The organism is Mesorhizobium sp. Primo-A, from assembly GCF_003997175.1.
In the GTDB taxonomy this organism is placed as follows: domain Bacteria; phylum Pseudomonadota; class Alphaproteobacteria; order Rhizobiales; family Rhizobiaceae; genus Mesorhizobium; species Mesorhizobium ciceri.
In genome coordinates, this window is record NZ_RZTG01000003.1 from 185,732 (window position 1) to 210,540 (window position 24,809).

The 24,809-nt window shown below is 61.4% G+C and carries 25 protein-coding genes; 7 read left to right on the forward strand and 18 right to left on the reverse strand.

The features are described 5' to 3' along the window. Positions 1-153: 153 nt before the first annotated feature. The gene (gene gltA / locus EOC83_RS06330; RefSeq protein ID WP_013531749.1) at positions 154-1,479 is read left to right on the forward strand and encodes a citrate synthase; all 1,326 of its coding nucleotides are present in this window, start codon (positions 154-156) and stop codon (positions 1,477-1,479) included. A gap of 69 nt (positions 1,480-1,548) precedes the next feature. Here the strand turns inward: gltA and lpxB are convergent, their stop codons facing one another. The 13 genes from lpxB to EOC83_RS06395 all read right to left on the reverse strand — a co-directional run bounded on the left by lpxB (position 1,549) and on the right by EOC83_RS06395 (position 14,652). Then, the gene (lpxB, locus tag EOC83_RS06335) at positions 1,549-2,727 is read right to left on the reverse strand and encodes a lipid-A-disaccharide synthase (protein ID WP_063167972.1); all 1,179 of its coding nucleotides are present in this window, start codon (positions 2,725-2,727) and stop codon (positions 1,549-1,551) included. After that, a complete protein-coding gene (locus tag EOC83_RS06340; protein WP_063170233.1) occupies positions 2,720-3,637 on the reverse strand; it encodes an LpxI family protein in 918 nt (305 codons plus the stop codon). Before EOC83_RS06340 ends, lpxB begins: the two co-directional genes overlap by 8 nt. Then, the gene (lpxA, locus tag EOC83_RS06345; RefSeq protein ID WP_063167971.1) at positions 3,609-4,442 is read right to left on the reverse strand and encodes an acyl-ACP--UDP-N-acetylglucosamine O-acyltransferase; all 834 of its coding nucleotides are present in this window, start codon (positions 4,440-4,442) and stop codon (positions 3,609-3,611) included. Before lpxA ends, EOC83_RS06340 begins: the two co-directional genes overlap by 29 nt. A 13-nt stretch (positions 4,443-4,455) precedes the next feature. Continuing rightward, positions 4,456-4,923, reverse strand: coding sequence for a 3-hydroxyacyl-ACP dehydratase FabZ (gene fabZ, locus EOC83_RS06350; RefSeq protein ID WP_027036657.1), 468 nt, complete (start codon positions 4,921-4,923; stop codon positions 4,456-4,458). Beyond that, entirely contained in the window at positions 4,916-5,974 is a 1,059-nt protein-coding gene (gene lpxD / locus EOC83_RS06355) for a UDP-3-O-(3-hydroxymyristoyl)glucosamine N-acyltransferase (RefSeq protein WP_063167970.1), read from the reverse strand. The genes fabZ and lpxD overlap by 8 nt, the downstream gene beginning before the upstream one ends. Positions 5,975-6,049: 75 nt before the next feature. Beyond that, positions 6,050-8,416 (reverse strand): outer membrane protein assembly factor BamA, encoded by a 2,367-nt coding sequence (gene bamA, locus EOC83_RS06360; RefSeq protein ID WP_063167969.1) that lies wholly within the window; start codon positions 8,414-8,416, stop codon positions 6,050-6,052. Positions 8,417-8,633: 217 nt separating this feature from the next. Continuing rightward, complete coding sequence (gene rseP, locus EOC83_RS06365) at positions 8,634-9,776, reverse strand: RIP metalloprotease RseP (RefSeq protein ID WP_063167968.1); 1,143 nt, start codon at positions 9,774-9,776, stop codon at positions 8,634-8,636. A 103-nt stretch (positions 9,777-9,879) separates the two neighbouring features. Then, on the reverse strand, positions 9,880-10,695 hold the full coding sequence (locus tag EOC83_RS06370; protein ID WP_013531757.1) for a phosphatidate cytidylyltransferase: 816 nt from the start codon (positions 10,693-10,695) through the stop codon (positions 9,880-9,882). Continuing rightward, positions 10,692-11,426 (reverse strand): isoprenyl transferase, encoded by a 735-nt coding sequence (locus EOC83_RS06375; RefSeq protein ID WP_013531758.1) that lies wholly within the window; start codon positions 11,424-11,426, stop codon positions 10,692-10,694. The genes EOC83_RS06370 and EOC83_RS06375 overlap by 4 nt, the downstream gene beginning before the upstream one ends. A 34-nt stretch (positions 11,427-11,460) precedes the next feature. Beyond that, positions 11,461-12,015 (reverse strand): ribosome recycling factor, encoded by a 555-nt coding sequence (gene frr, locus EOC83_RS06380; RefSeq protein WP_013531759.1) that lies wholly within the window; start codon positions 12,013-12,015, stop codon positions 11,461-11,463. 92 nt (positions 12,016-12,107) lie between these two features. Next, positions 12,108-12,830, reverse strand: coding sequence for a UMP kinase (gene pyrH, locus EOC83_RS06385; RefSeq protein WP_013531760.1), 723 nt, complete (start codon positions 12,828-12,830; stop codon positions 12,108-12,110). A 147-nt stretch (positions 12,831-12,977) separates the two neighbouring features. Beyond that, positions 12,978-14,087, reverse strand: a complete 1,110-nt coding sequence (locus EOC83_RS06390) for an aldo/keto reductase (RefSeq protein WP_063167967.1) — start codon at positions 14,085-14,087, stop codon at positions 12,978-12,980. Positions 14,088-14,124: 37 nt separating this feature from the next. After that, positions 14,125-14,652, reverse strand: a complete 528-nt coding sequence (locus tag EOC83_RS06395; RefSeq protein WP_063167966.1) for a nuclear transport factor 2 family protein — start codon at positions 14,650-14,652, stop codon at positions 14,125-14,127. 116 nt (positions 14,653-14,768) lie between these two features. Here EOC83_RS06395 and EOC83_RS06400 point away from each other — a divergent pair, with 116 nt between their 5' ends. Beyond that, a complete protein-coding gene (locus EOC83_RS06400; RefSeq protein WP_063167965.1) occupies positions 14,769-15,695 on the forward strand; it encodes a LysR family transcriptional regulator in 927 nt (308 codons plus the stop codon). 34 nt (positions 15,696-15,729) lie between these two features. Here EOC83_RS06400 and tsf read toward each other — a convergent pair whose 3' ends face one another. The 5 genes from tsf to EOC83_RS06425 all read right to left on the reverse strand — a co-directional run bounded on the left by tsf (position 15,730) and on the right by EOC83_RS06425 (position 20,327). Further along, positions 15,730-16,650 carry a translation elongation factor Ts gene (gene tsf / locus EOC83_RS06405; RefSeq protein WP_013531764.1) on the reverse strand — a complete coding sequence of 307 codons (921 nt, stop codon included), beginning with the start codon at positions 16,648-16,650 and terminating at the stop codon, positions 15,730-15,732. Positions 16,651-16,759: 109 nt separating this feature from the next. Beyond that, the gene (gene rpsB / locus EOC83_RS06410; protein ID WP_013531765.1) at positions 16,760-17,548 is read right to left on the reverse strand and encodes a 30S ribosomal protein S2; all 789 of its coding nucleotides are present in this window, start codon (positions 17,546-17,548) and stop codon (positions 16,760-16,762) included. A gap of 202 nt (positions 17,549-17,750) precedes the next feature. After that, positions 17,751-18,029 carry a DUF4031 domain-containing protein gene (locus EOC83_RS06415; protein ID WP_013531766.1) on the reverse strand — a complete coding sequence of 93 codons (279 nt, stop codon included), beginning with the start codon at positions 18,027-18,029 and terminating at the stop codon, positions 17,751-17,753. 58 nt (positions 18,030-18,087) lie between these two features. Then, complete coding sequence (locus EOC83_RS06420) at positions 18,088-19,386, reverse strand: hypothetical protein (protein ID WP_063167964.1); 1,299 nt, start codon at positions 19,384-19,386, stop codon at positions 18,088-18,090. A 113-nt stretch (positions 19,387-19,499) separates the two neighbouring features. Then, positions 19,500-20,327: a cell envelope integrity EipB family protein gene (locus EOC83_RS06425; protein WP_063167963.1), complete on the reverse strand. Its 828-nt coding sequence runs from the start codon at positions 20,325-20,327 to the stop codon at positions 19,500-19,502. 138 nt (positions 20,328-20,465) lie between these two features. On the opposite strand from EOC83_RS06425, the gene EOC83_RS06430 reads away from it, so the two are divergent. The 5 genes from EOC83_RS06430 to EOC83_RS06450 all read left to right on the forward strand — a co-directional run bounded on the left by EOC83_RS06430 (position 20,466) and on the right by EOC83_RS06450 (position 24,688). Next, on the forward strand, positions 20,466-20,930 hold the full coding sequence (locus EOC83_RS06430) for a RidA family protein (protein WP_063167962.1): 465 nt from the start codon (positions 20,466-20,468) through the stop codon (positions 20,928-20,930). Positions 20,931-20,944: 14 nt separating this feature from the next. Next, positions 20,945-21,673, forward strand: a complete 729-nt coding sequence (locus tag EOC83_RS06435) for a glycerophosphodiester phosphodiesterase (protein WP_063170232.1) — start codon at positions 20,945-20,947, stop codon at positions 21,671-21,673. A gap of 50 nt (positions 21,674-21,723) precedes the next feature. Then, positions 21,724-22,938, forward strand: coding sequence for a GNAT family N-acetyltransferase (locus EOC83_RS06440; protein ID WP_063167961.1), 1,215 nt, complete (start codon positions 21,724-21,726; stop codon positions 22,936-22,938). 86 nt (positions 22,939-23,024) lie between these two features. Beyond that, positions 23,025-23,456: an HIT family protein gene (locus tag EOC83_RS06445; protein ID WP_013531772.1), complete on the forward strand. Its 432-nt coding sequence runs from the start codon at positions 23,025-23,027 to the stop codon at positions 23,454-23,456. A 203-nt stretch (positions 23,457-23,659) separates the two neighbouring features. Beyond that, entirely contained in the window at positions 23,660-24,688 is a 1,029-nt protein-coding gene (locus EOC83_RS06450) for a phosphatase PAP2 family protein (RefSeq protein ID WP_244514298.1), read from the forward strand. Positions 24,689-24,809 lie beyond the last annotated feature (121 nt).

Consider the following 24,809-nt stretch of genomic DNA (forward strand, 5'->3'; position numbering starts at 1 on the left):
AAGGCGGGTTTCGCAGTGCAACATTAGGCCTTGGCCCAATCTGGCACGCACCTCCTGAAATGCGGTGGCGAATACGCGCATTGCGGTGATTTTCGACGTGTCGCTCTGCGAAATTTGCCTTTGCCGGCATGAGGAAACAAGAAGGAGTTTGCAATGACCGAAGCTGCGAAAAAACTGGATTTGGGCAAGACCCAAGAGGCCACCGCAACGCTTGAATTCGCCGGCAAGACCCATGAATTCAAGGTGCGAAGCGGTTCGGTCGGGCCTGATGTGATCGACATCGCCTCGCTCTACTCAACCACCGGCGCTTTCACCTACGATCCCGGCTTCACCTCGACGGCAAGCTGCGAGTCCGAAATCACCTTCATCGACGGCGACGCCGGCATCCTGTTGCACCGCGGCTATCCGATCGACCAGTTGGCCGAACATGGCGACTTCCTCGAGGTCTGCTATCTCCTGCTCTACGGTGAATTGCCGACCAAGGCGCAGAAGGACGATTTCGATTACCGCGTGACGCGCCACACCATGGTGCATGAGCAGATGTCGCGCTTTTTCACCGGCTTCCGCCGCGACGCGCATCCGATGGCGGTGATGTGCGGCGTGGTCGGCGCGCTGTCGGCCTTTTATCACGACTCCACCGACATTTCCGACCCCTACCAGCGCATGGTTGCCTCCATGCGGCTGATCGCCAAGATGCCGACGATCGCGGCGATGGCCTACAAATACCACATCGGCCAGCCCTTCATTTACCCGAAGAACGAGCTGAACTTTGCCGCCAACTTCCTGCATATGTGCTTTGCCGTGCCTTGCGAGGAATACAAGATCAATCCGGTGCTGGCGCGCGCCATGGAACGCATCTTCATCCTGCACGCCGACCACGAGCAGAATGCCTCGACCTCGACCGTTCGCCTCGCCGGCTCGTCGGGCGCCAACCCGTTTGCGTGCATCGCCGCCGGCATAGCCTGCCTGTGGGGACCCGCGCATGGCGGCGCCAATGAAGCGGCGCTCAACATGCTTGGCGAGATCGGCCATGTCGATCACATCCCGGAATTCATCGCCCGCGCCAAGGACAAGGACGACCCGTTCCGCTTGATGGGCTTCGGCCACCGCGTCTACAAGAACTACGATCCGCGCGCCAAGATCATGCAGAAGACGGCACATGAGGTTCTGGGCGAGCTCGGCATCAAGGACGATCCGCTGCTCGACATCGCCATGGAGCTGGAAAAGATCGCGCTGACCGATTCCTATTTCATCGAGAAGAAGCTCTACCCGAATGTCGACTTCTATTCCGGCATTACGCTGAAGGCGCTGGGCTTCCCCACCACGATGTTCACCGTGCTGTTCGCGGTCGCCCGCACCGTCGGCTGGATCGCCCAGTGGAAAGAGATGATCGAGGATCCGCGCCAGAAGATTGGCCGCCCGCGCCAGCTCTATACCGGTGCACCGGAGCGGGATTACGTGCCGATCGCCAAGCGGTGAATTAGGAAATAGTGAGTAGTGAGTAGTGAGTAGTGAGTAGTGAGTAGTGAAGTCGACCATTTCTACTGATTACTGACTACTCACTCTCTTGACATACCGCATCACCACCTGCGCGGCGATCTCGCCGGACGGTCTGCCCGTAGCCATGCGCCGCCTGATCTCTGCAAATCCATCCTTCTGCCAGGCACGCATGCCGCTGTCGGCGAACAGTGCCTCCAATTGCCGGGCAAGATTGTTCGGCTTGATATAGCCGTCGTAGAATTCGGGAATAAGCGCTCGATCCGATATCAGATTGGGCAGCAGCGCCGACCAGACGGAAACGAGGTACGGCGCCAAGATGCGCGCGACCGGGTCGAGCCTGTAGCAGGAAATCATCGGCACGCCGGCCAGCGCCAGTTCCAGCGATACCGTCCCGGACGCGATCAGCGCCGCATCGGCCCTGCCGAAAGCCTGCCATTTGCGCTGGGGCTCGACGATGATCTCAGGCTTTTCATCCCAGCGGTTGACGGAAGATTTGACGAGGTCGGCGACATGCGGGACGGTCGGCAGCAGCAGCCGCAAGCGGTGGCCGCGCGCGCGCAGGATCGACACCGTCTCGCCGAACGGGTCGAGCAGCCGCCGTACCTCGCCACGCCGCGAACCGGGCAGGACGAGCAAGGTTTTGACCCGATCAGGAGAAAGGTCGCGCGGCAACTCCTGCGCCTTGGCTGCAGCGAGCAAGCCCGCATCGTGCGTCAGGCGATGCCCAACATAGGTGCCCGATGGCCCGCCGAGCCGCTCCAACTCCTTAACCTCGAAAGGCAGGATGCAGAGGATGTGGTCGACATAGGGCTTCATCGCGACCGCCCTGCCCGGCCGCCACGCCCACACGCTCGGGCAGACATAGTGGATGATCGGAATCGACGGGTTGGCCGCACGCACCTTTTTGGCGACGCGCAACGAAAAGTCCGGACTGTCAATGGTGACGAGGCAATCCGGCTTTTCGTCGGCAACGGTCTTGGCCAGTTGGCTGATCCGCCGCATCAGGCGCGGAAGGTCGCGCAGGACGGCACTGAACCCCATGAGGGCGATCTCACCGGCATCGAATGGCGAGACCAGTCCCAGCGTCTGCAAATGACGGCCGCCGAGGCCGACGAGTTGCACCTCGCGCCCGGCCGCCTGCCTGAGCGAGCGTACTATGTCGGCGCCGAGCAGGTCGCCGGACTCCTCGCCGGCAACAATCGCGATCTTCAATGCCCTGTCAGCCACTGTGCGGCTCCGTCGTGGCAGGCAGGCCAATGACGAACAGGCCGAGTGCGTTGGCGCGCGCGATGGTTTCAGGACCTTCGAGAACCAGCGAACGTCCCGCCTCGACGGCAATCCCGGCAAGCTCGGCTGCATGCGCTGCTTCGACCGTCTGCAGGCCGATGGACGGAAGATCCGCTCGCAGTTCCTGGCCAGGCTTGGCGCACTTGACCAGGACGCCGCGGGTCTTGCCCGCAATACGGCCGTGGCCGCGTAAAAGCTTTGCCCGCTCAAGCAATCCGGCTGTTCCTTCGATGCCTTCCAGCGCAATGGTCCGGCCACCGATGGCGATCGCGGCCTGGCCGATGTCCAGCGCCCCGATGGCCTTTGCTGCGTCAAGGCCTGCCTCGATGTCACGCCAGTCCGACTTTTGTGGCGCGGCGTTGGTCAGGACGCCTTCGGCGGCGACAAGGCTCGGCACGATTTCATGCGCTCCCACAACCTTTATTCCACGGGCTTCGAGGCCCCTCGCCAAGACCTTCAGCAGGCCATCGTCGCCACGCGCGAGCGCCATGACGACCAGCGGAATTACCGCGAGCAGGCTGAGACTGGGGCGCAGCGCAAGCAATCGCGGCCGGCGCTTGATCTCGCCTGCAAGCACCAGATGGGTGATCCGGTGCCGCCGTAGCAATGGGACCAGCGAGCCTATACCTTCCAGAGCGAGGCTTTCGTGATCGTATCGGGAGAGCTCCGCGATGCGGTCGACCTCGCCTTCCATCAGGATGACGAAGGGCGGATAGCCTTGTTCAGCCGAACCGGCCGCGACTTCGACCGGCAGACTGCCGCCGCCGGCAATGATGCCGACCCTGGAGCCCGGCGGAAGATCAAGACGCGCTGCCGCTGTCTCAGTCTTCGTCATCGACATCGTCGCCATCGCCGCCCTTGAGCGACGGCACAGCATAGTGCCGCTTGCCGCGACTGGTGATGAAATCGATGATCTTCATGGCGGTCGGCGACGACGCGAACTCCGCCTTGGCGAACTCGATGTTCTCGCCAACGGTGCGGGAACGATCGAAGATCATCCTGTAAGCCTTGCGCAGCACAAGGATTTCGGACCTTGGCAGGCCGGAGCGCTTGAGGCCGATGATGTTGAGGCCGCGTAGGCTGGCGCGGTTGCCGACCGCTATGGCAAAGGGGATGACATCGCCGACGATCGCGGAGCAGCCGCCGAGAAAGGCGTTGTCGCCGATGCGGACAAACTGATGCACTGCGGTCAGTCCGCCGATATAGACATTGTTGCCGACCTCGCAGTGGCCGCCCAGCGTTGCGCCATTGGCGAACGTCGCATTGTTGCCGACGACGCAATCATGGGCGATATGGGCGTAGGCAAGGAAATTGCCATTGTCGCCGACCGTCGTCTCGCCGCGGCTGGAATCGGTGCCGAGATGCATGGTCACGCCTTCGCGGATCGTGCAGTTCCTGCCGATGACCAAGGTGGTTCGGCCGCCCTTGTGCTTGGTGTTCTGCGGCGGTGCGCCCAATGTCGCCATCGGATAGACCTTGGTCGAGGCGCCGATCGACGTCGCGCCCATCACCGAGACATGACTGACCAGTTCGACGTCGTCGCCGATCACCACATCGGCAGCGACATGGCAGAACGGCCCGATGCGCACACCTTGGCCGATTTGGGCGCCTTCCTCGACAATGGAGGAAGCATGAATGGATGTCTTGATTTTCATAAGCACTCGATCGTCAGTCGCTGGTGACCATCATGGCTGAAATCTCGGCCTCGGCCGCCTTGGCGCCGTCGACCATGGCTTCACAAGCGAATTTGAGCAGGTTGCCGCGTTTCTTGATTTTCTTGACATAGATCTTCAACTGGTCGCCGGGAACCACCGGTTTGCGGAATTTGGCGTTGTCGATGGTCAGGAAATAGACCAGCGACGGCTTTTCGGTACCCAGGCTGCGGATACAGATGGCGCCGGCCGTCTGCGCCATCGCCTCGACGATGAGCACACCCGGCATGACCGGCTGCTCAGGGAAATGGCCCTGAAAATGCGGCTCGTTTATGGTCACGTTCTTGATGCCAACAGCGGATTCGTCGCCATCGATGTCGACGATACGATCGATCATCAGGAACGGATAGCGGTGCGGCAGGAGCTTCATCAGCCCCATAATGTCGACCGCCTCCAGCGTCGTCGACGCGATCATGTCAGCCATTGCCTCCCTCGCCCTGTTTGCGGGTCCTGGCGAGCTTGCGCAGCATGGCTATCTCCCGCATGGCTTCCGCCATTGGCTGTGCCGGATAGCCGCCCCAGATCTCGCCTGCAGGGACATTGCTCATAAATCCACTTCTGGCGGCAAGCTTGGCCCCTGTCCCAATGGTCAGGTGATCCGCAAGCCCGACGCCGCCGCCCATGGTGACATTGTCACCTACGACCACAGAACCCGAAATACCCGAAAGCCCGGCTATTATGCAATTGCGGCCGATGCGGACGTTATGGGCGATCTGCACGAGATTGTCGATCTTGGTGCCCTGGCCGATGATCGTATCGGACATGGCGCCGCGATCGACGGTGGTGTTGGAGCCGATCTCGACGTCGTCCTGGATAACGACACGGCCGATCTGCGGCACGCGCTCAGGACCCTTGGCCCCGCCGACGAAGCCAAAACCATCCTGGCCTATCCTGGCGCCGCCATGAATGATGACGCGATTGCCGATCAAGGCATACTGGATGCTGGCGCCCGGACCGACATAGCCGTCGCGGCCGATCTGGCAGGATTGTCCGATGACCGCATTTGGGGCGATGACGGTGCCGCTGCCGATCGAAGCACCTGGCCCGACAACCGCGCCGGCCTCGATGACGGCACCGGCTTCGACATGGGCGGTCGCATCGACGTGAGCGTGCGGCGAGACGCCGGTTTCGCTGGTCATTGGCCCTGGTGTCGCCGCCCTCGGAAACAGCAGACGCCCGATCAGCGCGAAGGCCTGTTGTGGACGCGGATGAATGAGAACGGCAACGCTTGCCGGCGCCTTGCCGGCAAATTCCGCCGGGCACAGCACCGCGGCAGCCCGCAGCGACGGCATCAGCGCGGAATTACGCTTGCCGTCGACAAAGACGAGCGCGTTCTCGCCGCCCTCGCTGGCCGGCGCGAGTGCTTCGATCAAAATATTGGAGTGGCCGGAATCGACAAGCACCGAGCCGGTCAGATTCGCGACTTCGCCCGCCGTATACCGGCGTGATGGCGCGAAGAACACCGGATCGGTCATTCCAGAAGCTATATCCAGCTAGGTCGGAACATTTCTCCCGGACCCTGAAGACCCGGGAGCATCGTTGGCCGCCGATCAGAAGCGGGTCGATATGCCGAAGTTGAATTCCTGCACGTCGTCGCGCGCTTCCTTCTTGACCGGGATCGCATAGTCGATACGAATCGGACCGAACGGCGACGCCCACATCAGACCAACGCCGACAGAGGCACGCAGCTGCATGTCCGTTGACTCCTGAGCAACGCTCGTAACCTTGCTGCCATAGAGAGTCGCCGCGTCAGCAAACACAGCTCCGCGAAGGCCGAAGCTTTCCGGAACGACTGGCAGCGGGAACTGGGCTTCAGCAGAAGCATTGAAGTAGGTCGTACCGCCGAGATGGTCACCCGTGAGAGGATCCACAGGCCCGATACCGCCATAGGCGAAGCCACGGATCATGCGGTCCGTGCTCTGGAACTGATCGAAGATACGCAGGCCGTCACTGCCATAACCCTCGACATGGCCGGCGCCGCCCGAAATAAGGCCGACAAGATCAAGCGACTCGGACAACGTCTGATAGACGCTGCCGCGTCCCGTGATCTTCACGAACTTGGCATCGCCGCCAAGACCGGCCACTTCGACGGTTGTGTTGGCATAGATACCCTCATGCGGGTTCTTCATGTCGTCGATGGTGTTGTAGACCAGCCCGAGACTGACCGACGACTTGATCCAAGGGCTCTGATCGATGCCATCAAGGATTGCAGTTGAGATATTGCAAGGGCTGCCAGGAATATAAACCCCATCGGTCAAGCAACCATCGTCAACTTTATATTTTTCCTGCGATATGTTGTACGCCAACTGGGTCGTGATGCTGTCGGTGATCGGCAGGCCGAAACGGATCGTCGCGCCCGTGGTATCGCTGTCATAGTTGTTGTTGTATTCCCGCGTCGACTTATAGATGTCGAAACCGGCGGCGATGCGCCGTCCGAGGAAATAAGGCTCGGTGAAGGACAGGCTGTAGTCGCGTGAATTCTTGCCGCCGCCCGCAGACAGCTTGATGAACTGACCGCGACCGAGGAAGTTGCGCTCGGTCACCGAGCCTTCGACCGACGGACCGGCCGTGTCGCCACCGGTCGAATAACCAGCGCCCACCGAGAACTCACCGGTCGATTTCTCAACCACGTCGACCACCAGAACGACCTGGTCGGGCTGCGAGCCAGGCACGGTCGAGATGTCGACTTTCTCAAAGTAGTTCAAGTTTTCCAGGCGCTTCTTCGCGCGCTGGATGAGCACCTGGTTGAAGGCGTCGCCTTCGCTGACGTCGAACTCCCGGCGAATGACATAGTCACGCGTGCGATCGTTGCCGCGGATCTCGATGCGCTCGATATAGGCCTTGGTGCCCTGGTCGATCGTGTAGACGACCGAAATGGTGTGGTTCTCGAAATTGCGGTCGCCGCGCGGCGTGACCTGCGCGAAGGCATAGCCGGAACCGGCCACCTTCTCGGTCAGCGCGATGATGGAATCCTCGACGTTCTTGGCGTTGTAGACGTCACCCTTGTGCGTCTCGATCACCGATTCCAGCGACTTGCCGTCGACTTCAGGGATCGTGCTCTCGACGCTGACATCGCCGAACGTGTAGCGGTCGCCTTCCTGGACGGTGATGGTGACCGTGTACTTGTTCGTCGCGCTGTCGAGCTCGCCGACGGCGGACACGACCTGGAAGTCGGCATAGCCGTGATTGTAGTAGAAGCGGCGCAGCAGCTCCTGGTCCGCGCGCAGCTTGTCATCGTCGTAGACGTCGTCGCGCAGGATGAAGGAAACCCAGGACGAACGCTTGGTGTTGATGATATCCGACAGGCGGCGGCTGGAATAGGCGCTGTTGCCGACGAAATTGATCGCCGCGATCTGCGTGCGATCGCCTTCGGCAATGTTGAAGACCACATTCACGCGATTGTCGCCAAGCTGCATGACCTGCGTGGTCACGGTCACGTCGTCGCGACCAATGCGCCTGTAGGCAGCCTTGACCGACTCCACGTCGGCATCGAGCGTCGCCTGCGAGAACGTTCCGCGTGGCTTCAGCTGCACCGCCGCCGCGAGCGCATTGTCCTTGAGTTTCTTGTTGTTCTGGAACAGCACCTGGTTGACAACCTGATACTCGGCAACCTTGACCACCAGCGTCGAGCCGACCTGGTTGATCTGCACATCCGAAAACAGGCCGGTGCCAAACAGTGCCTTGACCGCACCGTCGATATCGGAACTGGAGAAAGCCTTGCCCGGCTTGATGGTGATGTAATTGCGGATGGTCTCAGCGTCGATACGCTGGTTGCCGCTTACTTCGACTCTGCTGACGACAGCGGCTTCAGCCGCCGATGTGGCAACGAACTGCACTGCGAGCGCGCCTGGCACGACCATGGCCGCGGACAGGGTCACCGCGGACGCGGCGCTTAGAAACTTGGATGCTGCCTTCATCGGGCTTAATAACCTTTTCTCGTAGTCCCCACGGCGAGAAAACCGGACGTGCGGTAATTTCCCCTACCGTATTAACCGGATTTTCCCTACACGCAAGGCTTCTGGTTAATTTGTATTTACTTAACCCTGCGGCGTGGCTTTCGCGTCACTCATATCCCCTTGCATGGTAAACGGCGTCTCAACATCGTCCATGCAGAAGCCAAATTTCTTCATGATTTCAGCACCCAAACAGATCGTTCCAAAAAACGAACCCCATGAAGCACAGCACCAGAAGCAACCCGGCCCGATAGGCCATTTCCATCATCCGTTCCGACACCGGACGGCGAATGACAGCCTCCACCCCGTAGAACAAGAGGTGACCGCCGTCGAGAGGGGGAATCGGCAAAAGGTTCAGAATTCCGATGCCAACGGATAGCAGTGCAACCAGTTGCACGAGCCATTCGAATCCCAGTTTCGCAGCCCTGCCCGCCATGTCGGCGATCTTCACCGGACCGCCCAACTGACATTTGTCTTCGCGCCCGACAACAAAGCGCTGCAGGAACTGGCCGGTGCGCTGGATGACGTGACCGGTTTCCTCGACCGCCGCCGCGACAGCTCCAACAGGCGTGTAGGTGATGAGCCGTGGCTGGCCGAGTTCCTTGTTGTTGACGACACCGATTACAGCGACCTTGACCTTGTTGCCGAGCGCGTCTTCCTGTTCCATCAGCCGCGGTGCCGCGGTCACAGTGACCTCCCGGCCGTCGCGCAGCATGACGAAAGTGATTGCGTCGTCCGCACGGCCCGAGACCAGGCGTTGGACGTCGCCAAAGGTTTCGACCTTGTTGCCGTCGACGCTGACGAATCGGTCGCCGGGAAGGATGCCGGCCTTCGCCGCCGGGCTGTCGGCGGTCACCTCGGCCACCATGGGCTCGGCGACATAACGGCCATAGGCGGTGAACAGCACGGAAAAGACGACGATCGTCAGCAGGAAATTGAACAGCGGCCCGGCCACCACCGTTGCCGCGCGCTTCCAGATCGGCTGCGTGTGGAAGGCGACCTTGCGCTCTTCCTCGGTCAGCGTTTCAATTTCTTCCGACGTGGGCTGGCTCGATGTGGCGTTCATGTCGCCGACGAATTTGACATAGCCGCCAAGCGGTATCGCACACAGTTTCCAGCGCGTGCCGTGGCTGTCGTTGAAGCCGAAGAGTTCCGGGCCGAAGCCGATCGAGAAGGCCCTGACGCCGATGCCGCACCAGCGCCCGACAAGGTAATGGCCCATTTCGTGGACGAACACGACCACGGTCAGCACGAAGAGGAATGGCACCAGCGTGCCGAGGACAAAGCCTTGTGTGCTGAAAAGCGCGTGAAGAATCTCGTTCAAGACAAACCCTCAAATTCTTCCACGGCGCAGACTGCGCCGTGACTGTGACACCAATCCGGGCGAATCCAAGGCGCATCGCGCAAAGGACCTGAAATGACACCACTCAAACGGGAAACAGACCCTGCGCCGGATGATCGGCGTTCGCCGAAATCCAGCCGATGACGTATAGGGCGAATGCGGCTGCGACAAGCCCATCGACACGATCCATGACGCCGCCATGGCCCGGGATGAGCGCGCCTGAGTCCTTGCGGCCATGGCGGCGCTTGACCCAGGATTCAAACAGGTCGCCTGCCTGCGAGACAATCGACAGCACGAGCGCCACCAGGCCGAGCAATGCCAGATTGCCGACACCGGCAGCTACGGCGAGGACCAGCCCGGCGACGACGCCGCCGAGCGCACCGCCGAGCGCGCCGCTGCGCGTCTTGCCGGGCGAGATAGAGGGCGCCAGTTTCGGCCCCCCAACGGCACGGCCAACGAAATAGGCAAGGATATCGGTGGCCCAGACGACCGCAAACAGGAACAGGATGGCAATGAGGCCCGAACGATCGCCATCGCGCAGCAAGGCGAGCGACAGGCCTGAAACCGCGGCATAGGCGAGGCCGCTCGCATCCCATTGTCCGGTCTTGCGAAGCGAGGCGGCTATCGCCGTTGCGGCAACAATGGCCGCCACAAGCGGTAGCAGCCAGGAGGCGGCCAGGCCGCCGATCAAGGCGCCAACGAAGACGACCAGCAATGCTTCCGGCAGGAAACCCAGGCCCGTGACCCCGGTCGGGCGCGACATGCGGGTCCATTCATAGAAGATCGCCGCCGATATCACGGCGCACAGCAGCCGGAACGGCAGACCGCCGATCCAGGTCAGACCGAGAGTGATGATGGCGAGCACGATCGCCGAAACGACACGCAGCTGGAGATTGCTCATCCCGCGGCCGGTCGCGAAGCGACGTCCTGGCCTCCAAGTCCGCCGAAACGGCGTTCGCGGCCAGCAAACTCACGCAAGGCCTCGGCAAGGTGTTCGCGGCTGAAGTCGGGCCAGTAGCAAGGCAGGAAGACAAGCTCGCTATAGGCGGCCTGCCACAGGAGGAAATTCGACAGCCGAAGCTCGCCGCTGGTGCGAATGACCAGTTCCGGGTCGGGAATGCCTTGCGTATCAAGCGCAACGGCAAAGCTTTCGGCAGATATCGCCTCGGCGTCGAGTTCGCCACGCGCCACGGCCAAAGCGAGCTTTTGCGCCGTGCGAACGATCTCGTCGCGTCCGCCATAGTTGAAGGCGATCACCAGCGTCAGAGATTCATTTGCGGCAGTCAGCGTTTCGGCCTCGTCGAGCAGTCCCCTGATATCGGGCTGCAGCCCTGCCCGGTCGCCGATGATTCTAACCCGCACACCGCTCTGGTGCAGTTCGGCAAGGTCACGGCGGATGAACATTTTCAGAAGGCCCATCAGGTCGCTGACCTCGGATTTCGGCCGCGACCAGTTCTCCGACGAGAAAGCGTAGACGGTCAGGTAGGAGATGCCGAGTCCGGGTGCTGCGCGCACCGTCTTGCGCAGCGCCTCGACGCCGGCACGATGGCCCGCAAGACGAGGCAAGCCGCGCGCCTTGGCCCAGCGTCCGTTTCCGTCCATGATGATCGCGACATGCGCGGGCGTTGCCATGTTCTCGCTTTCGGGTCAGCCGGAGGCCAAGACCCTAAACCTGCATGATTTCAGCTTCCTTATCGGAAAGCAGGTGGTCGATGGTGCTGATCGTCTCGTCGGTAAGTTTCTGAACCTGGTCCGAGCGCTTGCGCTGATCGTCCTCGCTGATGTCGCCGTCCTTCTCCGCCTTCTTCAGGAAGTCCATGCCGTCGCGGCGCACATGGCGCGCGGCGACCCGGGCGTTCTCGGCGTAGGTGTGCGAGATCTTGACCAGTTCCTTGCGTCGCTGTTCGTTGAGTTCGGGAAGCGGAATCCTGAGGTTGGTGCCGTCCACGATCGGGTTGAAACCCAGATTGGATTCGCGGATCGCGCGGTCGACCGCGCCGACCATCGACTTGTCCCATACCGATACCGAGATCATGCGCGGCTCCGGCACCGAGACGTTGGCGACCTGGTTGATCGGCATGGTGGTGCCATAGGCCTGCACCTGGATCGCATCAAGCAGATTGCTGGAGGCGCGACCGGTCCGCAGCGAAGCCAGATCATGCTTGAACGCGGCGATGGCCCCATCCATGCGCCGCTTGAGATCGTCGTACTCACCACTCATCTTTATCTCCTCGACCCGTCTAATGCGGGCTCACTGCTCCGTCTTCGAATCGGACCTTCGAAAACCGGTTTCCCTTCGAGCCTGGCCGCCGATCAATCGTCCGCGACGACCGTGCAGCGGCCGCCGCCCCTCAGAATATCGCCGAAACCACCTTTTTCGTGGATCGAATAGACGATTATCGGAATGTTGTTTTCGCGCGCAAGTGCAATCGCTGCAGTATCCATGATGGAAAGGCCGCGATTTATGACTTCGCCATGGCTGATGCGCTCGAAACGCGTCGCATTCGGGTCCTTCTTCGGGTCCGCCGAGTAGACGCCGTCGACCTGAGTGCCCTTGAACAGTGCGTCGGCGCCGATTTCAGCCGCGCGGAGGGCGGCGGCCGAATCAGTGGTGAAGAACGGATTACCGGTGCCGCCGGCGAAGATCACCACCTTGCCCTGGTTCATGTAGGCAGTCGCCTGGCGCTGCGAAAAGCTCTCGCAAAGTTCGGGCATGGCGATCGCCGAAAGCACCACGGCGTCGACGCCGATCTTGTTCAACGACGTGCGCAGCGCCAGCGAGTTGATCACCGTGGCAAGCATGCCCATGTGGTCGCCGGTGACACGGTCGCCGCCCTTGGAGGCAACGGCCACGCCGCGAAAGATGTTGCCGCCGCCGATGACGACACCGACCTCGATGCCCAATGCACGCGCCTCGGCGATGTCGCCGGCGATGCGATCCACCACTGAAACGTCGATGCCGAAATGCTGCTCGCCCATCAACGCTTCGCCCGACGCTTTCAACAAGACACGTCGGTAGAGGGGCTTCACCGTCATCTGGGCCTCTTCATTTGCATGTGGCGCGTTTCGGTGGCTACCCTCGCGCAGGCGCCGCCTCGAAACAATGGCGTTCCGATACACGAAGGGCGCCGCGATGTCACGCGGCGCCCAAACGGCAAATTCGCCGGTTTCCTGTCCCATCAATCAATTGGTGGACACGCTGGCCGACTCTCCTTCGATAAGCACCGGTGACACGTAGTTGGAGGGCTTGTCGCCGGTTGTCGCGCCGCCGGTGACGCGCGCCTGTATCTGCGCGCCGAAATAGGAATAGGGAAACGGCGCTGGAGTTCTGCTGACCCTCTCCAGCCGGTCGCGATGCGCTTTCGGAATCTCGAAATCCAGCGCGCCAAGATTGTCCTGCATTTGGCTGAGCGTCGTCGCACCGAGAATGACGGTCGCGATCCCCGGCTGCGTCGCTACCCAGTTGAGCGCGACCTGAGGCATGCTGCGGCCGATCTCGGATGCGACCTTCTCGAGTTCGGCCACGATAGCCCAGTTGCGTTGCGTGAACTTTTGGAACCCCGGATGCGTCGAGTTGCGAAATCCGTCGAGCCGGCCCGCGGTTCCGGCCTGAGCCGGCCGATACTTGCCGCTCAGCAGTCCGCTGGCCAGCGGGCTCCACACCATGATGCCGGCGCCATGGCGCGTGCCGAATGGCACGAACTCATTCTCGATCGCGCGTTCGGCCAATGAATATTCGAGCTGTAGCGCCGAAACCGGCTCATATCCGCGCAATTCGGCGATCGCCTGTGCGCGGCCCGCATACCAGGCGGGCACATCCGAAAGACCGACATGGCGCACCTTGCCCATCCGAACCAGGTCGTCCAGCGTGCGCATGACCTCCTCGGCCGGGGTCAGCCTGTCCCAGACATGCATGAGATAGAGATCGATATAGTCGGTCCCCAACCGTTTCAGCGAAGCATCGACGGCCCGCATGATGTTCTTGCGGCCATTGCCGCCGGCATTCGGATTGCCGGGCTGCATGTTCATGGTGAACTTGCTGGCGATCACCGCCATGTCGCGCAAGCCGCGCTCGGCGATGAATTCGCCAAGCCAGGCTTCGGCCGTGCCGTCTGTGTAGAGATCCGCCGTGTCGAAGAAATTGCCGCCCGCCTCGACATAGGCGTCGAACATCGCCCGCGCCGTATCCCTGTCGGCTCCCCAGCCCCATTCCGTGCCGAAAGTCATCGTGCCCAGCGCCAGCCGGCTGACCCTGAGGCCGCTGTTGCCAAGAGTGTAGTAGGTCATGGTCATAATCGTCTTCCAATGCTTGGTGATAGATGCCCGAGCGTCACTGGCCCGGAGTGGTCTTGACCCAGGGATTGCCGCGCTCGTGTGTCATGCGGAACGCAAAGCCATCGACCTTCCAGCCATCCGCAAAACGCGTCAGGTGATGCTCATAGGTGCCCCAGACCTCCCAAAGCGGGTCGCCATTGCCTTCCATCCGGTTCCAGGCATAGCCGTTCGACAGGACAGTCGCCGTGTCCCCTTCGAGAACGACCTGGTGATTGGTGCGCAGATGCAGGCTTGTCTTGCTGCCCTTGAGGTTGGCCGCCCAGGCGCCAATCAGGTCGTCGGAAGCGATGTTGGCCGCCGGCTGTCCGGAAAGGCTGCTGAAATCGGCAGTGGCCCGATCCGCGAAATAGCTGCGTGCAAGCTTCCAGTCCTGGGCGTCGACGGCCCGGTCGATGGCATCGGCAATGCGAATGACCGCGCGTTCGTCTGCGAGGGCCCGCCAGTCTGATGGCTCCGCCCCGCCGGCGTCCATCGGCGCCAACGCCATGCCTGCCGCGAAAGTTACGCGCTTCAACGCATTCATGTTCTTTCTCCTCGATGCCATCAGCCCATCGCCGACGTGCGGCCGGCAATGTGGACCGCTCGGTCGACATCGATAAGATTGCATTGTTCGTATGGACCATGCGATATCATGCATGAATGTACCGGGACCTGCTCACCCACTTGCCTGTGATCGTCGCCGTGGCCCGACGCGGCGGCTTTGCGCTTGCCGCCGCCGAACTCGGCATGAGCCCTTCGGCAGTCAGCCATGCGGTGCGCATTGTCGAAGAGCGGATCGGCCAGCCTTTGTTCGCACGGACGACGCGCAGCGTTTCGCTCACCGAGGCCGGCAAGGCGCTGGTGGAAACGGCGGCTCCGGCCCTCCAGGATATTGCCGAGCGGATGGACCGTATCCGCAGCGTCAAAGGCAGGCCGTCTGGCCTGCTCAGGATCAACGCCTCCAACATCGCCATACCATTGGCGGTGACGCCGGTGGTCGCCGCGATGGCCGAGCGCTATCCGGAGGTTACCGTCGAGGTCTTCGCTGACCAGGGTCTGGTTGATATCGTCGGCGAAGGCTTCGATGCCGGCATCCGGCTTGGCGAGATGATCGCCCAGGACATGGTCGCGGTCCGGCTGACGCCGCCGTTCTCCGTCGTCATCGTGGCCTCGCCCGTTTATATCGGACGGCACGGCCGTCCCAGCAGCGTTGCCGATTTGGCGAACCACAATTGTATTGGCTACCGGCTCGTCCGCTCCGGTGCGCTCTATCGCTGGGATCTGATCGAGGATGGCAAGGACATCGCCATGGAGACGCGGGGCAGCGTTGTCGTGACGGATTCGCTCGCAGCAATCGATCTTGCGCTTGCAGGCGTCGGGCTTGCCTATGTCTTCGAGCCGCTGGCGCGCGCCGATCTTGCCGCGGGCCGCCTGGTCCAGGTGCTGCCGCAGACGGCGATCGAGGAACCGGGGCTATTCCTCTATTTCCCGCGCCGGGCGTCAATGGCGCCGAAGCTCAGGGCCTTTATCGACACCGCACAAGAAATCGGCCGGGCATCCTTGCGGACACCCGGCCGAGTTGCCTGAGCTGAGAAGCCCCTTCAGGGGCTATTTGTAAGGATTATTTCTTCACCGCAGCCGCGACTTCCGCCGCGAAATCGGTCTCTTCCTTTTCAATGCCTTCGCCGAGCGCAAAGCGCAGATAGGCGGAAATCTTGGCCGGAGCGCCGATTTCCTTCTCGGCATCCTTCAGTGCCTGCTCGACAGTGATGTCGGGATTGAGCACGAAGGCCTGCTTCAGGAGCACGACTTCCTCATAGAACTTGCGTAGGCGGCCTTCGACCATCTTTTCGATGATCGCTTCCGGCTTGCCGGACTGGCGCGCCTGATCGGCGAAGATCGCCTTCTCGCGCTCGACCGCAGCCGGATCGATCTGCTCGGCCGTCAGCGCCAGCGGGTTGGTGGCGGCGACATGCATGGCAACCTGGCGGCCAAAGGCATTGGCGGCATGCTCATTGCCCGTGGTCTCGATCGCGACCAGAACGCCGAGCTTGCCAAGACCATCGGCAACTGCGTTGTGGACGTAGGTGGCGACAGCACCGTGCGGGACGGTGAGCTTGGCCGAGCGGCGGAAGCCCATGTTTTCGCCGATGGTGCCGACAGCGTCCTTGATGGTGTCGGCAACCGACTTGTCGGAACCTGGATACTTTGCGGCGGCCACAGCTTCCGTCGTGCCGTAGGCCAGCGCAACCTTGGCAACATTGGCGACGATTTCCTGAAACGCGGCGTTGCGGGCAACGAAGTCGGTCTCGGAATTGACCTCGACGACGGCAGCCTCGCGCACGCCGTTGTCGACGCCGATCAGGCCCTCAGCCGCGGTGCGGCCAGCCTTCTTGTCAGCCTTGGAGATACCCTTCTTGCGCAGCCAGTCGACGGCCTCTTCCATGTTGCCGTTGGTCTCGGTCAACGCCGCCTTGCAATCCATCATGCCCGCGCCGGTCAAGTCGCGGAGTTCTTTGACCTGTGCAGCCGAAATGCTCATTGTCGCCTCTTTGTTTTAAATGCACCGACGCACCATCGGTATTCGATGGTGCGTCTGTTTAGCGTGCCAGAATATGAGAAAGATGAAGGCCGCAACCGGCCTTCGATTATCAAGCTTCCGGAGCGTCTGCAGCCGGGGCCGGAGCCGGGTCGAGCGCCGGTTCGACGGGAGCTTCGATCGAAGCGCCGATGTCGACGCCGAGCGCGCCCTGCTGACGGGCAATGCCGTCGATCGCAGCCTTGGCGATCAGATCGCAATAGAGCTGGATGGCGCGGGCCGCGTCGTCATTGCCGGGGATCGGGAAGTCGATCTTGTCCGGATCGCAGTTCGAATCGATGATGGCGACGACCGGAATGCCGAGGCGCTTGGCCTCGAGAATGGCGATCGCTTCCTTGTTGGTGTCGATCACGAACATCAGGTCGGGCGTCGAGCCCATGTCCTTGATGCCGCCCAGCGCCTTGTCGAGCTTCTCGCGCTCGCGGTCGAGGTTCAGGCGTTCCTTCTTGGTCAACCCTTGCGCCTCGCCGGCCAGCATCTCGTCGAGCTTGCGCAGGCGCTGGATCGAATTCGAGATCGTCTTCCAGTTGGTCAGCATGCCGCCGAGCCAACGCGAGTTGACGTAGTACTGAGCCGAACGCTGTGCCGCATCGGCGACGATGTCGGACGCCTGGCGCTTGGTGCCGACGAACAGCACGCGGCCGCCCTTGGCGACGGTGTCGGAAACCTGCTTCAGCGCCTGGTGCAGCAAAGGCACCGTCTGCGAGAGGTCGATGATGTGGATGTTGTTGCGGGCGCCATAGATGTAGGGCGCCATTTTCGGGTTCCAGCGATGGGTCTGGTGGCCGAAGTGAATGCCAGCTTCCAAAAGCTGGCGCATGCTGAAATCAGGCAGTGCCATTCAAAGTTCCTTTCCGGTTAGCCTCCACGGACACAGGCATTTTTGGACTTTGTCCTCGAACGCCACCGGAGGTTTCAGCCGGATTTCTCCCGGGCAGACACCAAAGTCCGTGTGTGGAATGAGCGCGCATATAGAGGGGATGCGCGATAAACGCAAGCGCCGTGGGACCTGTGTACGGCGTGCGACGATCCGCGCGCTGCCGTCAGCGCTTTATCTTGCCGTTCGGCACCCGCACCCGCCGGAAGACCGCGACGATCTCCTCGCGGCTGCATTCGATGGCGCCGAGCCGCACCGCACGGTCACGCTCGAAGCCGGTTATGTCATAATGCGGCGCCGATGTCTTGGGCGGCCCTTGGTAGGATGAGCGCTTGACGCCAAGATGCGCGGCAAAGCGATGCAACTCGTCGGTGTCGTCGGCCAACAGATGGCACCAGCGATGGCCGGCCCAGTTCCAGATCGCTGCGTCGACATAGGCTGCCATAAAGCTTGCTGTCTGCCTTCCATCCGTCACGACAGTCGGCCACATGGCCCGGCTGATGTCAGTGACGATAGAATGGATTCGGATAGAAAATGAAGCCGCCATTGGCTGCAAGCTCGGCGACGATGTTGGTGACTGTATCCTGCATGCGACGGTGCAGATCGGCAACCGCATCGTCGATCGAGCCCGTATGCTCATGCAAGCCCAGTGCCTCCGGCACCCGGATGTGGGCGCAACGCGGCCCGGCCGGCTGCGGAACGAATCGGTTCATCGTGTCGCGCAGCCCGCCCCGACAATAGTCGTTGCGGATCCGCTTCAGATGTTCGGCGATCTCCTCCTGGCTAATGCGCGGATTGGCGCAGGCCCAGGGTCCGACGCGTTGCAGCCTCTGAACCCTATCGACGAGCGCGCGGACCTGCCTTTGCCGTTCGGCATCGCCAGTGTTTTCGCGCTGCCAGCGGCGCGCCCGCCGCAGAATCTCGGTGATGTCGGTGACATCAATGTCGGCTGAGATGCTTTTGCCGAGCTGGCGGCTGAGCTCGGTGACCAAAACCCTCTGACGCTGGGCATAGGAAGCGCCTTGGTCGAACGGCATGCCGGTGGCAGCTTCATCGCGGGCCAGCAGTGTCGAATAGACATGGTGAATGCGCTGCGGCAGCGTGTCGGTCGCCTGGCGTTCTATTTTGAGGTTTTTCTCGACATAGGCGCATTCCTTCGCCAGTGCCGCTTCGACGTTGCCGGTGAAGGCAAGCTTCCAGACGACGGGCGCGATCCAGACCTTGAAATTGGGATCCGTGGCCCGACCGCGCTTGAGGGCCTCCAGTCCCATCTCGACGGCACCCGGCAGCAAAGGCGCAACGACATTGGCATGCCAGCCGACGCCGCCTTCGGGATGCAGCAGCACGCCATGGCCTTTCAAGGCCCAGGCGATCGAGTGTTCCTTCGCTGCCCCGCTGTTGCCGGGAATCTGGGCGATCAGATTGTTGGCCAGCCAGAACTTCTGCATCAGCCGGCCAAGGCCGTTGACGACACCATTGGTCGCCCATGAGGCCGTGAGCGGGCTGACCTGCGACACGATTTCCTTGTCGATCATCCAGTCGGTGAAGAACTCGGGATGATTGGGCGTGATGAAGGTCGCCTTCCCTGCCCCGCAACTGGCCTTCAGCCGCTCAAGATCGGCGTCGGGAAAGTCGATATGGCGGACATTTGAGACGCCGCGCAGACCGGCCAGGCGATTGAACGGCAACAGATCCCGAAACCCGGGAATGCCGCGCAGCATGACGATCCGGTTGACGGATGTCATGGCCCTGATCAGTGCCGGGTTGGGCCGCGGCGCGACGAACGTATCGATCCTGCTCAAGCTGATCCCCCTCGCGCCTGGACGCTGGAAGAGGTTGAGGGACGATTGCGGCACGTTCAAGTCGTTCGTTACGACCACGCCGTGCCGTGGCAAATCAGCTGCCTAGACAGGCACTATTTGGCGGGACAAGGTTTTGTCTGGTCGAACAGCGACAGGTTGACCAGCTTGCCGGTCATCGAGAAGTCGCCATAGTCCATGACGAGATCGCGGGTGATGCCGTTCTCATGCAGCTTGAAGCTGATACGGTATTCCGGAACCTCTTCGCCGGTCTTGTTGGTGTCGTCGAAATAGGCGATGTCGACCGGCCAGTATTTGTCGGTGGCGAGCTTTGCCAGTGCCGAAGCTTCCGGGTCGGCCTTGTCGGCATCGGTTTTCTTGCCGACAACGACGGTGGTGGTCATCACCTTGTTGGCGTCTTCGGAACCGTCGAACAGGTTGGTTTCGTAAAAATTCTCGCCTTTTTCGGCCTTGCCGATCAATTCGACCAAATGCTGGGTCGGGAATTGGGTTGTCGCCAGCTCGACGCTGTTCTTTTCGGGCTTGTCGATATCGACCTTCAGGCCCTTGGCCTCTTTCGTGGCTATGCCCTTGACCTCCTTGTCGAGGTTCTGGTCGGAAAAGGATTTCGTCACGAACGAAAAGGTCTTGCCTTCGGCGTCCTCGAAAGTTGTCGTCTGCTGGTCCGTCAGCTTCGTGCCGTCAGCGGTGACGATCTGGGTGACGAAGCGGAATTTCACCGTATAGCCTTCGCAGGCCGAGCCGTTGAACTCATAGACCATGCGGCCGGATATGCCCGTGATGCCGGACTGATCGGAAGCCTTTTTCAGGGTAAGATCGTAGACGGCGCGGTGGGCTTGCAGCGCCGGCGCTGCGAAGACAGGGCCTATCGAGAATATCCCCGACAACAGGACGGCATGGAATGCGAGGCGCGTTGCGCGCATGAGGTACTCCGATCGTCGCGACTGATGGCAGGCCGCAGGGAAAGATGGTCCAGCTTAAAAAAAGTCGTGGCGGAAGCGAGGCAAAAATAGCAATTTCGGCCCGGCCGGCGCGGCGTCACCAAGCAATAGGGAAATACCATGAGTGAAACAATCGAAAAGCGGCTAAGCGATCTGGGTGTGACGCTTCCCGTCGCCGCCGCGCCCGCCGCCAACTACGTGCCCTATTGCAGGACCGGCCATTTGCTGTTCACTGCCGGGCAATTGCCGCTTAAGGACGGCAAGCTGCAGGCGAGCGGGCTGTTGGGCCGCGATCTCGATACCGCAGGCGGCAAGGATGCGGCAAAATACTGCGCGATCAACATCCTGGCGCAGGCCAAGGCAGCACTCGGCGACCTCGAGAAGATCAGCCGCCTGGTGAAGATCACCGTTTTCGTCGCCTCGACACCCGAGTTCGTCGAGCAGCATCTGGTTGCCAACGGCGCCTCCGATTTCCTGGTCGCCGCCCTTGGCGAGCGCGGCAAGCATGCACGCTCCGCCGTCGGCACGGCCTGCCTGCCGCTTAATGCCGCAGTGGAAATCGAAGCCATCTTCGAAGTCGCATGAGCCAGGGTACAGATATGACCGAGCTATCCTGGCTGACCGCCCGGCCCGTTGCCCACCGCGGCTTCCACGACATGAACAAGACGCGCTGGGAAAACACGCTGTCGGCCTTTGCCGCAGCCGCCGAACGCGGCTACGCCATCGAATGCGACGTGCACCTGTCGTCCGACCGCGTTCCCGTCATCATCCATGACGGCGATCTCAAGCGCCTGACCGGCCAGGATGGTTTCGTCTGGCAGCGTACCGCAGCTGAACTCGCGGCGCTCAGGGTCGGTGGCACGGCGGACCATGTGCCGACGCTGCAGGAAGCGCTCGACCTGGTCGATGGCCGCGTGCCACTGGTCGTCGAGCTGAAAGGCACGCCCGGCTATGACGAAGGCCTGGTGGCAAGCGTCGGCAAGATGCTCAAGCGCTACAAGGGCAAGGCGGCGATCATGTCGTTCGACCATTGGCTGGTCCGCGATTTTCCGAAGGACGCGCCGGGTATCCCAGGGGGTCTCACCGCCTACGGCAAGGACGTCGGGTTGATCGAGGCGCATTTCGCCATGCTGGCGCATGAGATCGCCTTCACCTCCTACGCCGCCGGCGACCTGCCAAACCCATTTGTCAGCTTCGTGCGTGAAAGGCTGAAAATGCCTGTTATCACCTGGACGGTGCATGACCAGCCGGCGGTCGACCTGACCTTCAGATATGCCGACCAGATGACTTTCGAAGGGTTCGAACCCGATCTGGTCAAAGTCGCCTGAGTGTCTGAAACGTGACTTGCACCAGGCCGGACGGAGCTTAAATAAGCCTCATGGATCAGGGCGATGAGGGTGACGGACAAACGGCCAATGCGGACTATTCGATCCGCGTCGCCGCCGGCATCGGCGCCTTCACCTATGATGAATGGAATGGCTTTGCGGGAACTGCGCGCGGCGATTTAGAAGCCAGCTACAATCCTTTGGTTTCATTCGCTTTTCTAGGCGCGCTCGAAGATTCTGGATGCGCCGTGCGGCGTACCGGCTGGCAGGGCCACCACCTCCGGCTCGAGGATGGGCAAGGCAGATTGCTGGGCGCGGTGCCCTGTTATCTCAAATCGCACAGCCAGGGCGAATATGTGTTCGACCATGGCTGGTCGGATGCGTTCGAACGCGCCGGTGGCCGCTACTATCCCAAACTGCAAAGTGCCGTGCCGTTCTCCCCGGTCACCGGCCCTCGCCTGCTGGTCACCAGGGGCGAGGACAGTGCCAAGGTGAAGGCCGGTCTCGCGGCGGGCCTGAAGGCGGTGACGCAAAAGCTCGGTGTCTCTTCCGCACATGTCACCTTCGCGCAAGAGAGCGATGTGGAGGTGCTGGAAGCAGCCGGTTTCCTGCACCGCACCGACCAGCAATTCCATTTCTTCAACGAAGGCTTTTCAACCTATGACGACTTCCTCGCCACCCTTGCCTCGCGCAAGCGAAAGGCGATGAAAAAGGAAAGGCGCGAAGCGCTTGCCCCAGGCATTTCAATCGACCGGCTGACCGGCAAGGACCTCACGGAGAAAGCCTGGGACGATTTCTTCGCCTTCTACATGGACACCGGCAGTCGCAAATGGGGCCGGCCCTATCTCAATCGTCAATTCTTCTCGATGATCGGCGAGCGCATGGCCGACGACATCCTGCTGGTGATGGCCAGGCGCAACGGGCGCTATATCGCCGGCGCGATCAATTTCATCGGTTCGGATGCACTTTATGGCCGCAACTGGGGCTGCATCGAGGACCATCCCTTCCTGCATTTCGAGGTCTGCTATCATCAGGCGATCGACTTCGCCATCGAGCGCAAGCTCAAGGTGGTCGAGGCGGGAGCGCAGGGCGAGCACAAGCTGGCGCGCGGCTACCGGCCGGTGACCATGCATTCCGCGCACTACATTGCGCACCCAGGCCTGCGCAACGCCGTCGCCGACTATCTTCGGCGCGAACGGCAGGAGGTGGAGCGGATGAGCGAATATCTGGAAGAGCATACCCCGTTCCGCAAGGATCTCGAGGAGTAGCCCCGGCTGGCCGGCTGGGGGGCGACGATTATCTTGCCGAATTTCGACGCCTTCGCTACACGAAGGCACAATCCGGAGCGTTCGCCATGACCGAGGCCGCCTACGATACCGACAACATTTTCGCCAAGATCCTGCGCGGCGAAATTCCCTCGCACCGTGTCTACGAGGATGACGCGGTCATCGCCTTCATGGATGTGATGCCGCAGGGGCCCGGCCATACGCTGGTGGTGCCGAAAGCGCCGTCGCGCAACCTTCTCGATGCCGATCCGTCAATTTTCGGCCATCTCTTGAGCGCCGTTCAGAAAGTGGCGCTGGCGGTGAAAAAGGCCTTCGGCGCCGATGGCGTCACCGTCATGCAGTTCAATGAGCCGGCCTCAGGGCAGACCGTCTATCATCTGCATGTGCATGTCATTCCGCGCTTCGACGGCATCCCGCTGAAGCCGCACACGGGCGAGATGGAGAAGCCGGAGATTCTGGTCGGTAACGCCGAAAAGATACGGACTGCACTCAAAAATTGAGAGCGGGAGGTCCGCCAATGATGTGGTGGACCGGGTCGAGAATATCGGACTAACAAGCGCCGTTCAGTCCAGAAGCCGATTCTAATGCCCGGCCGTGCCCAGTGCCGACTCAACCGTTTGCAACTCTAATCGTCTGATTAGGAAATATCGAACCATCTCACGGTAAAATGCTAACGCGTGGCGAGCTGTGGGGCTTCAAAACCATGGAACATTCGGTTGCGGCATCGGCCCCACTGGCGGGGGCAATTGTCGAGCGTGCTTTTCTTGGCATCTTGGCGGATGCCTTTTGGCGACACCGGCTGCTGCACGCTATGGCTGCCGCTGCGCTGCTTCTGGCAAGCGCAGTCGGGTGGCACACTGGAAACATGCCGGATTTCGGCGTTCTGGAGGAATACGCTGAGTATCTTTTCATCGCCTTCTGGATTTGCGGCTCAGCCTTTGCACTTGGGACGCTTCTCCATCTTGCGCTGGTCCAGCGGGATACCGAACCGCTGCACACCTTCCTCAAGTCACTGGGTAGATTCTTTGGCGACGCCGAACGCATTGCCAACAGCCTGAATGGCCTGGGTGCGGGTCTTGCCTTCATATCCGCGATCGGTGTGTTGAAGGGAGCCATTGCAATCCTCTCTCCGTTTGCATGGGACAAGGCATTGGCTCAGGCCGACCGCATCCTGCATTTCGGTCGAGCCCCGCACGAATGGTTGTGGTTTACCGTCCAGTCGCCGCTTGCATTGAAGATCATCAACATCGCTTACAATTTCTGGTTCGTCGTGCTCATTACCGCGGTTTTCACCGTGTGCATCGCACGCAAGGATACGAAGCTGCGTCACCAGTTCCTGATGAGCTTCATGACGGTGTGGACGCTGGGTGGCTTCTTCCTCGCGATGGGCCTGTCGTCGGCTGGCCCTTGCTTTTACGAGCGATTGGGGTTCGGCAACGACTTTCACGCCCTCATGCAAGCACTCGCCACCGCCGATCGCATCTATCCAATCTGGGCGCTCAACACGCAGGATATGCTGTGGGGTGGCTACACCGGCGCAACTACCGGCAGCGTCGGTATATCCGCCTTCCCATCCCTGCACGTTGCGATGGCGGTGCTGTTCGCTCTCTATGCAACGCGGCGGTCTCGGCTGGCCGGTGTTGTGATGTGGTTATTCGCGGCGTCATTATGGTCGGATCCGTCGTGCTTGGCTGGCACTATGCCGTGGATGGCTATGCGGGCGCATCCCTGATGGTCGCGATCTGGAAGGCGTGCGGATATTTGCTGACCCGTTTCGAGTCGGACAGCGCGGCCGCTGAGAGCTCCACCATGCAATCGCCGGCCCTTTGCGGGATGTAAATTCGCCGATCTGG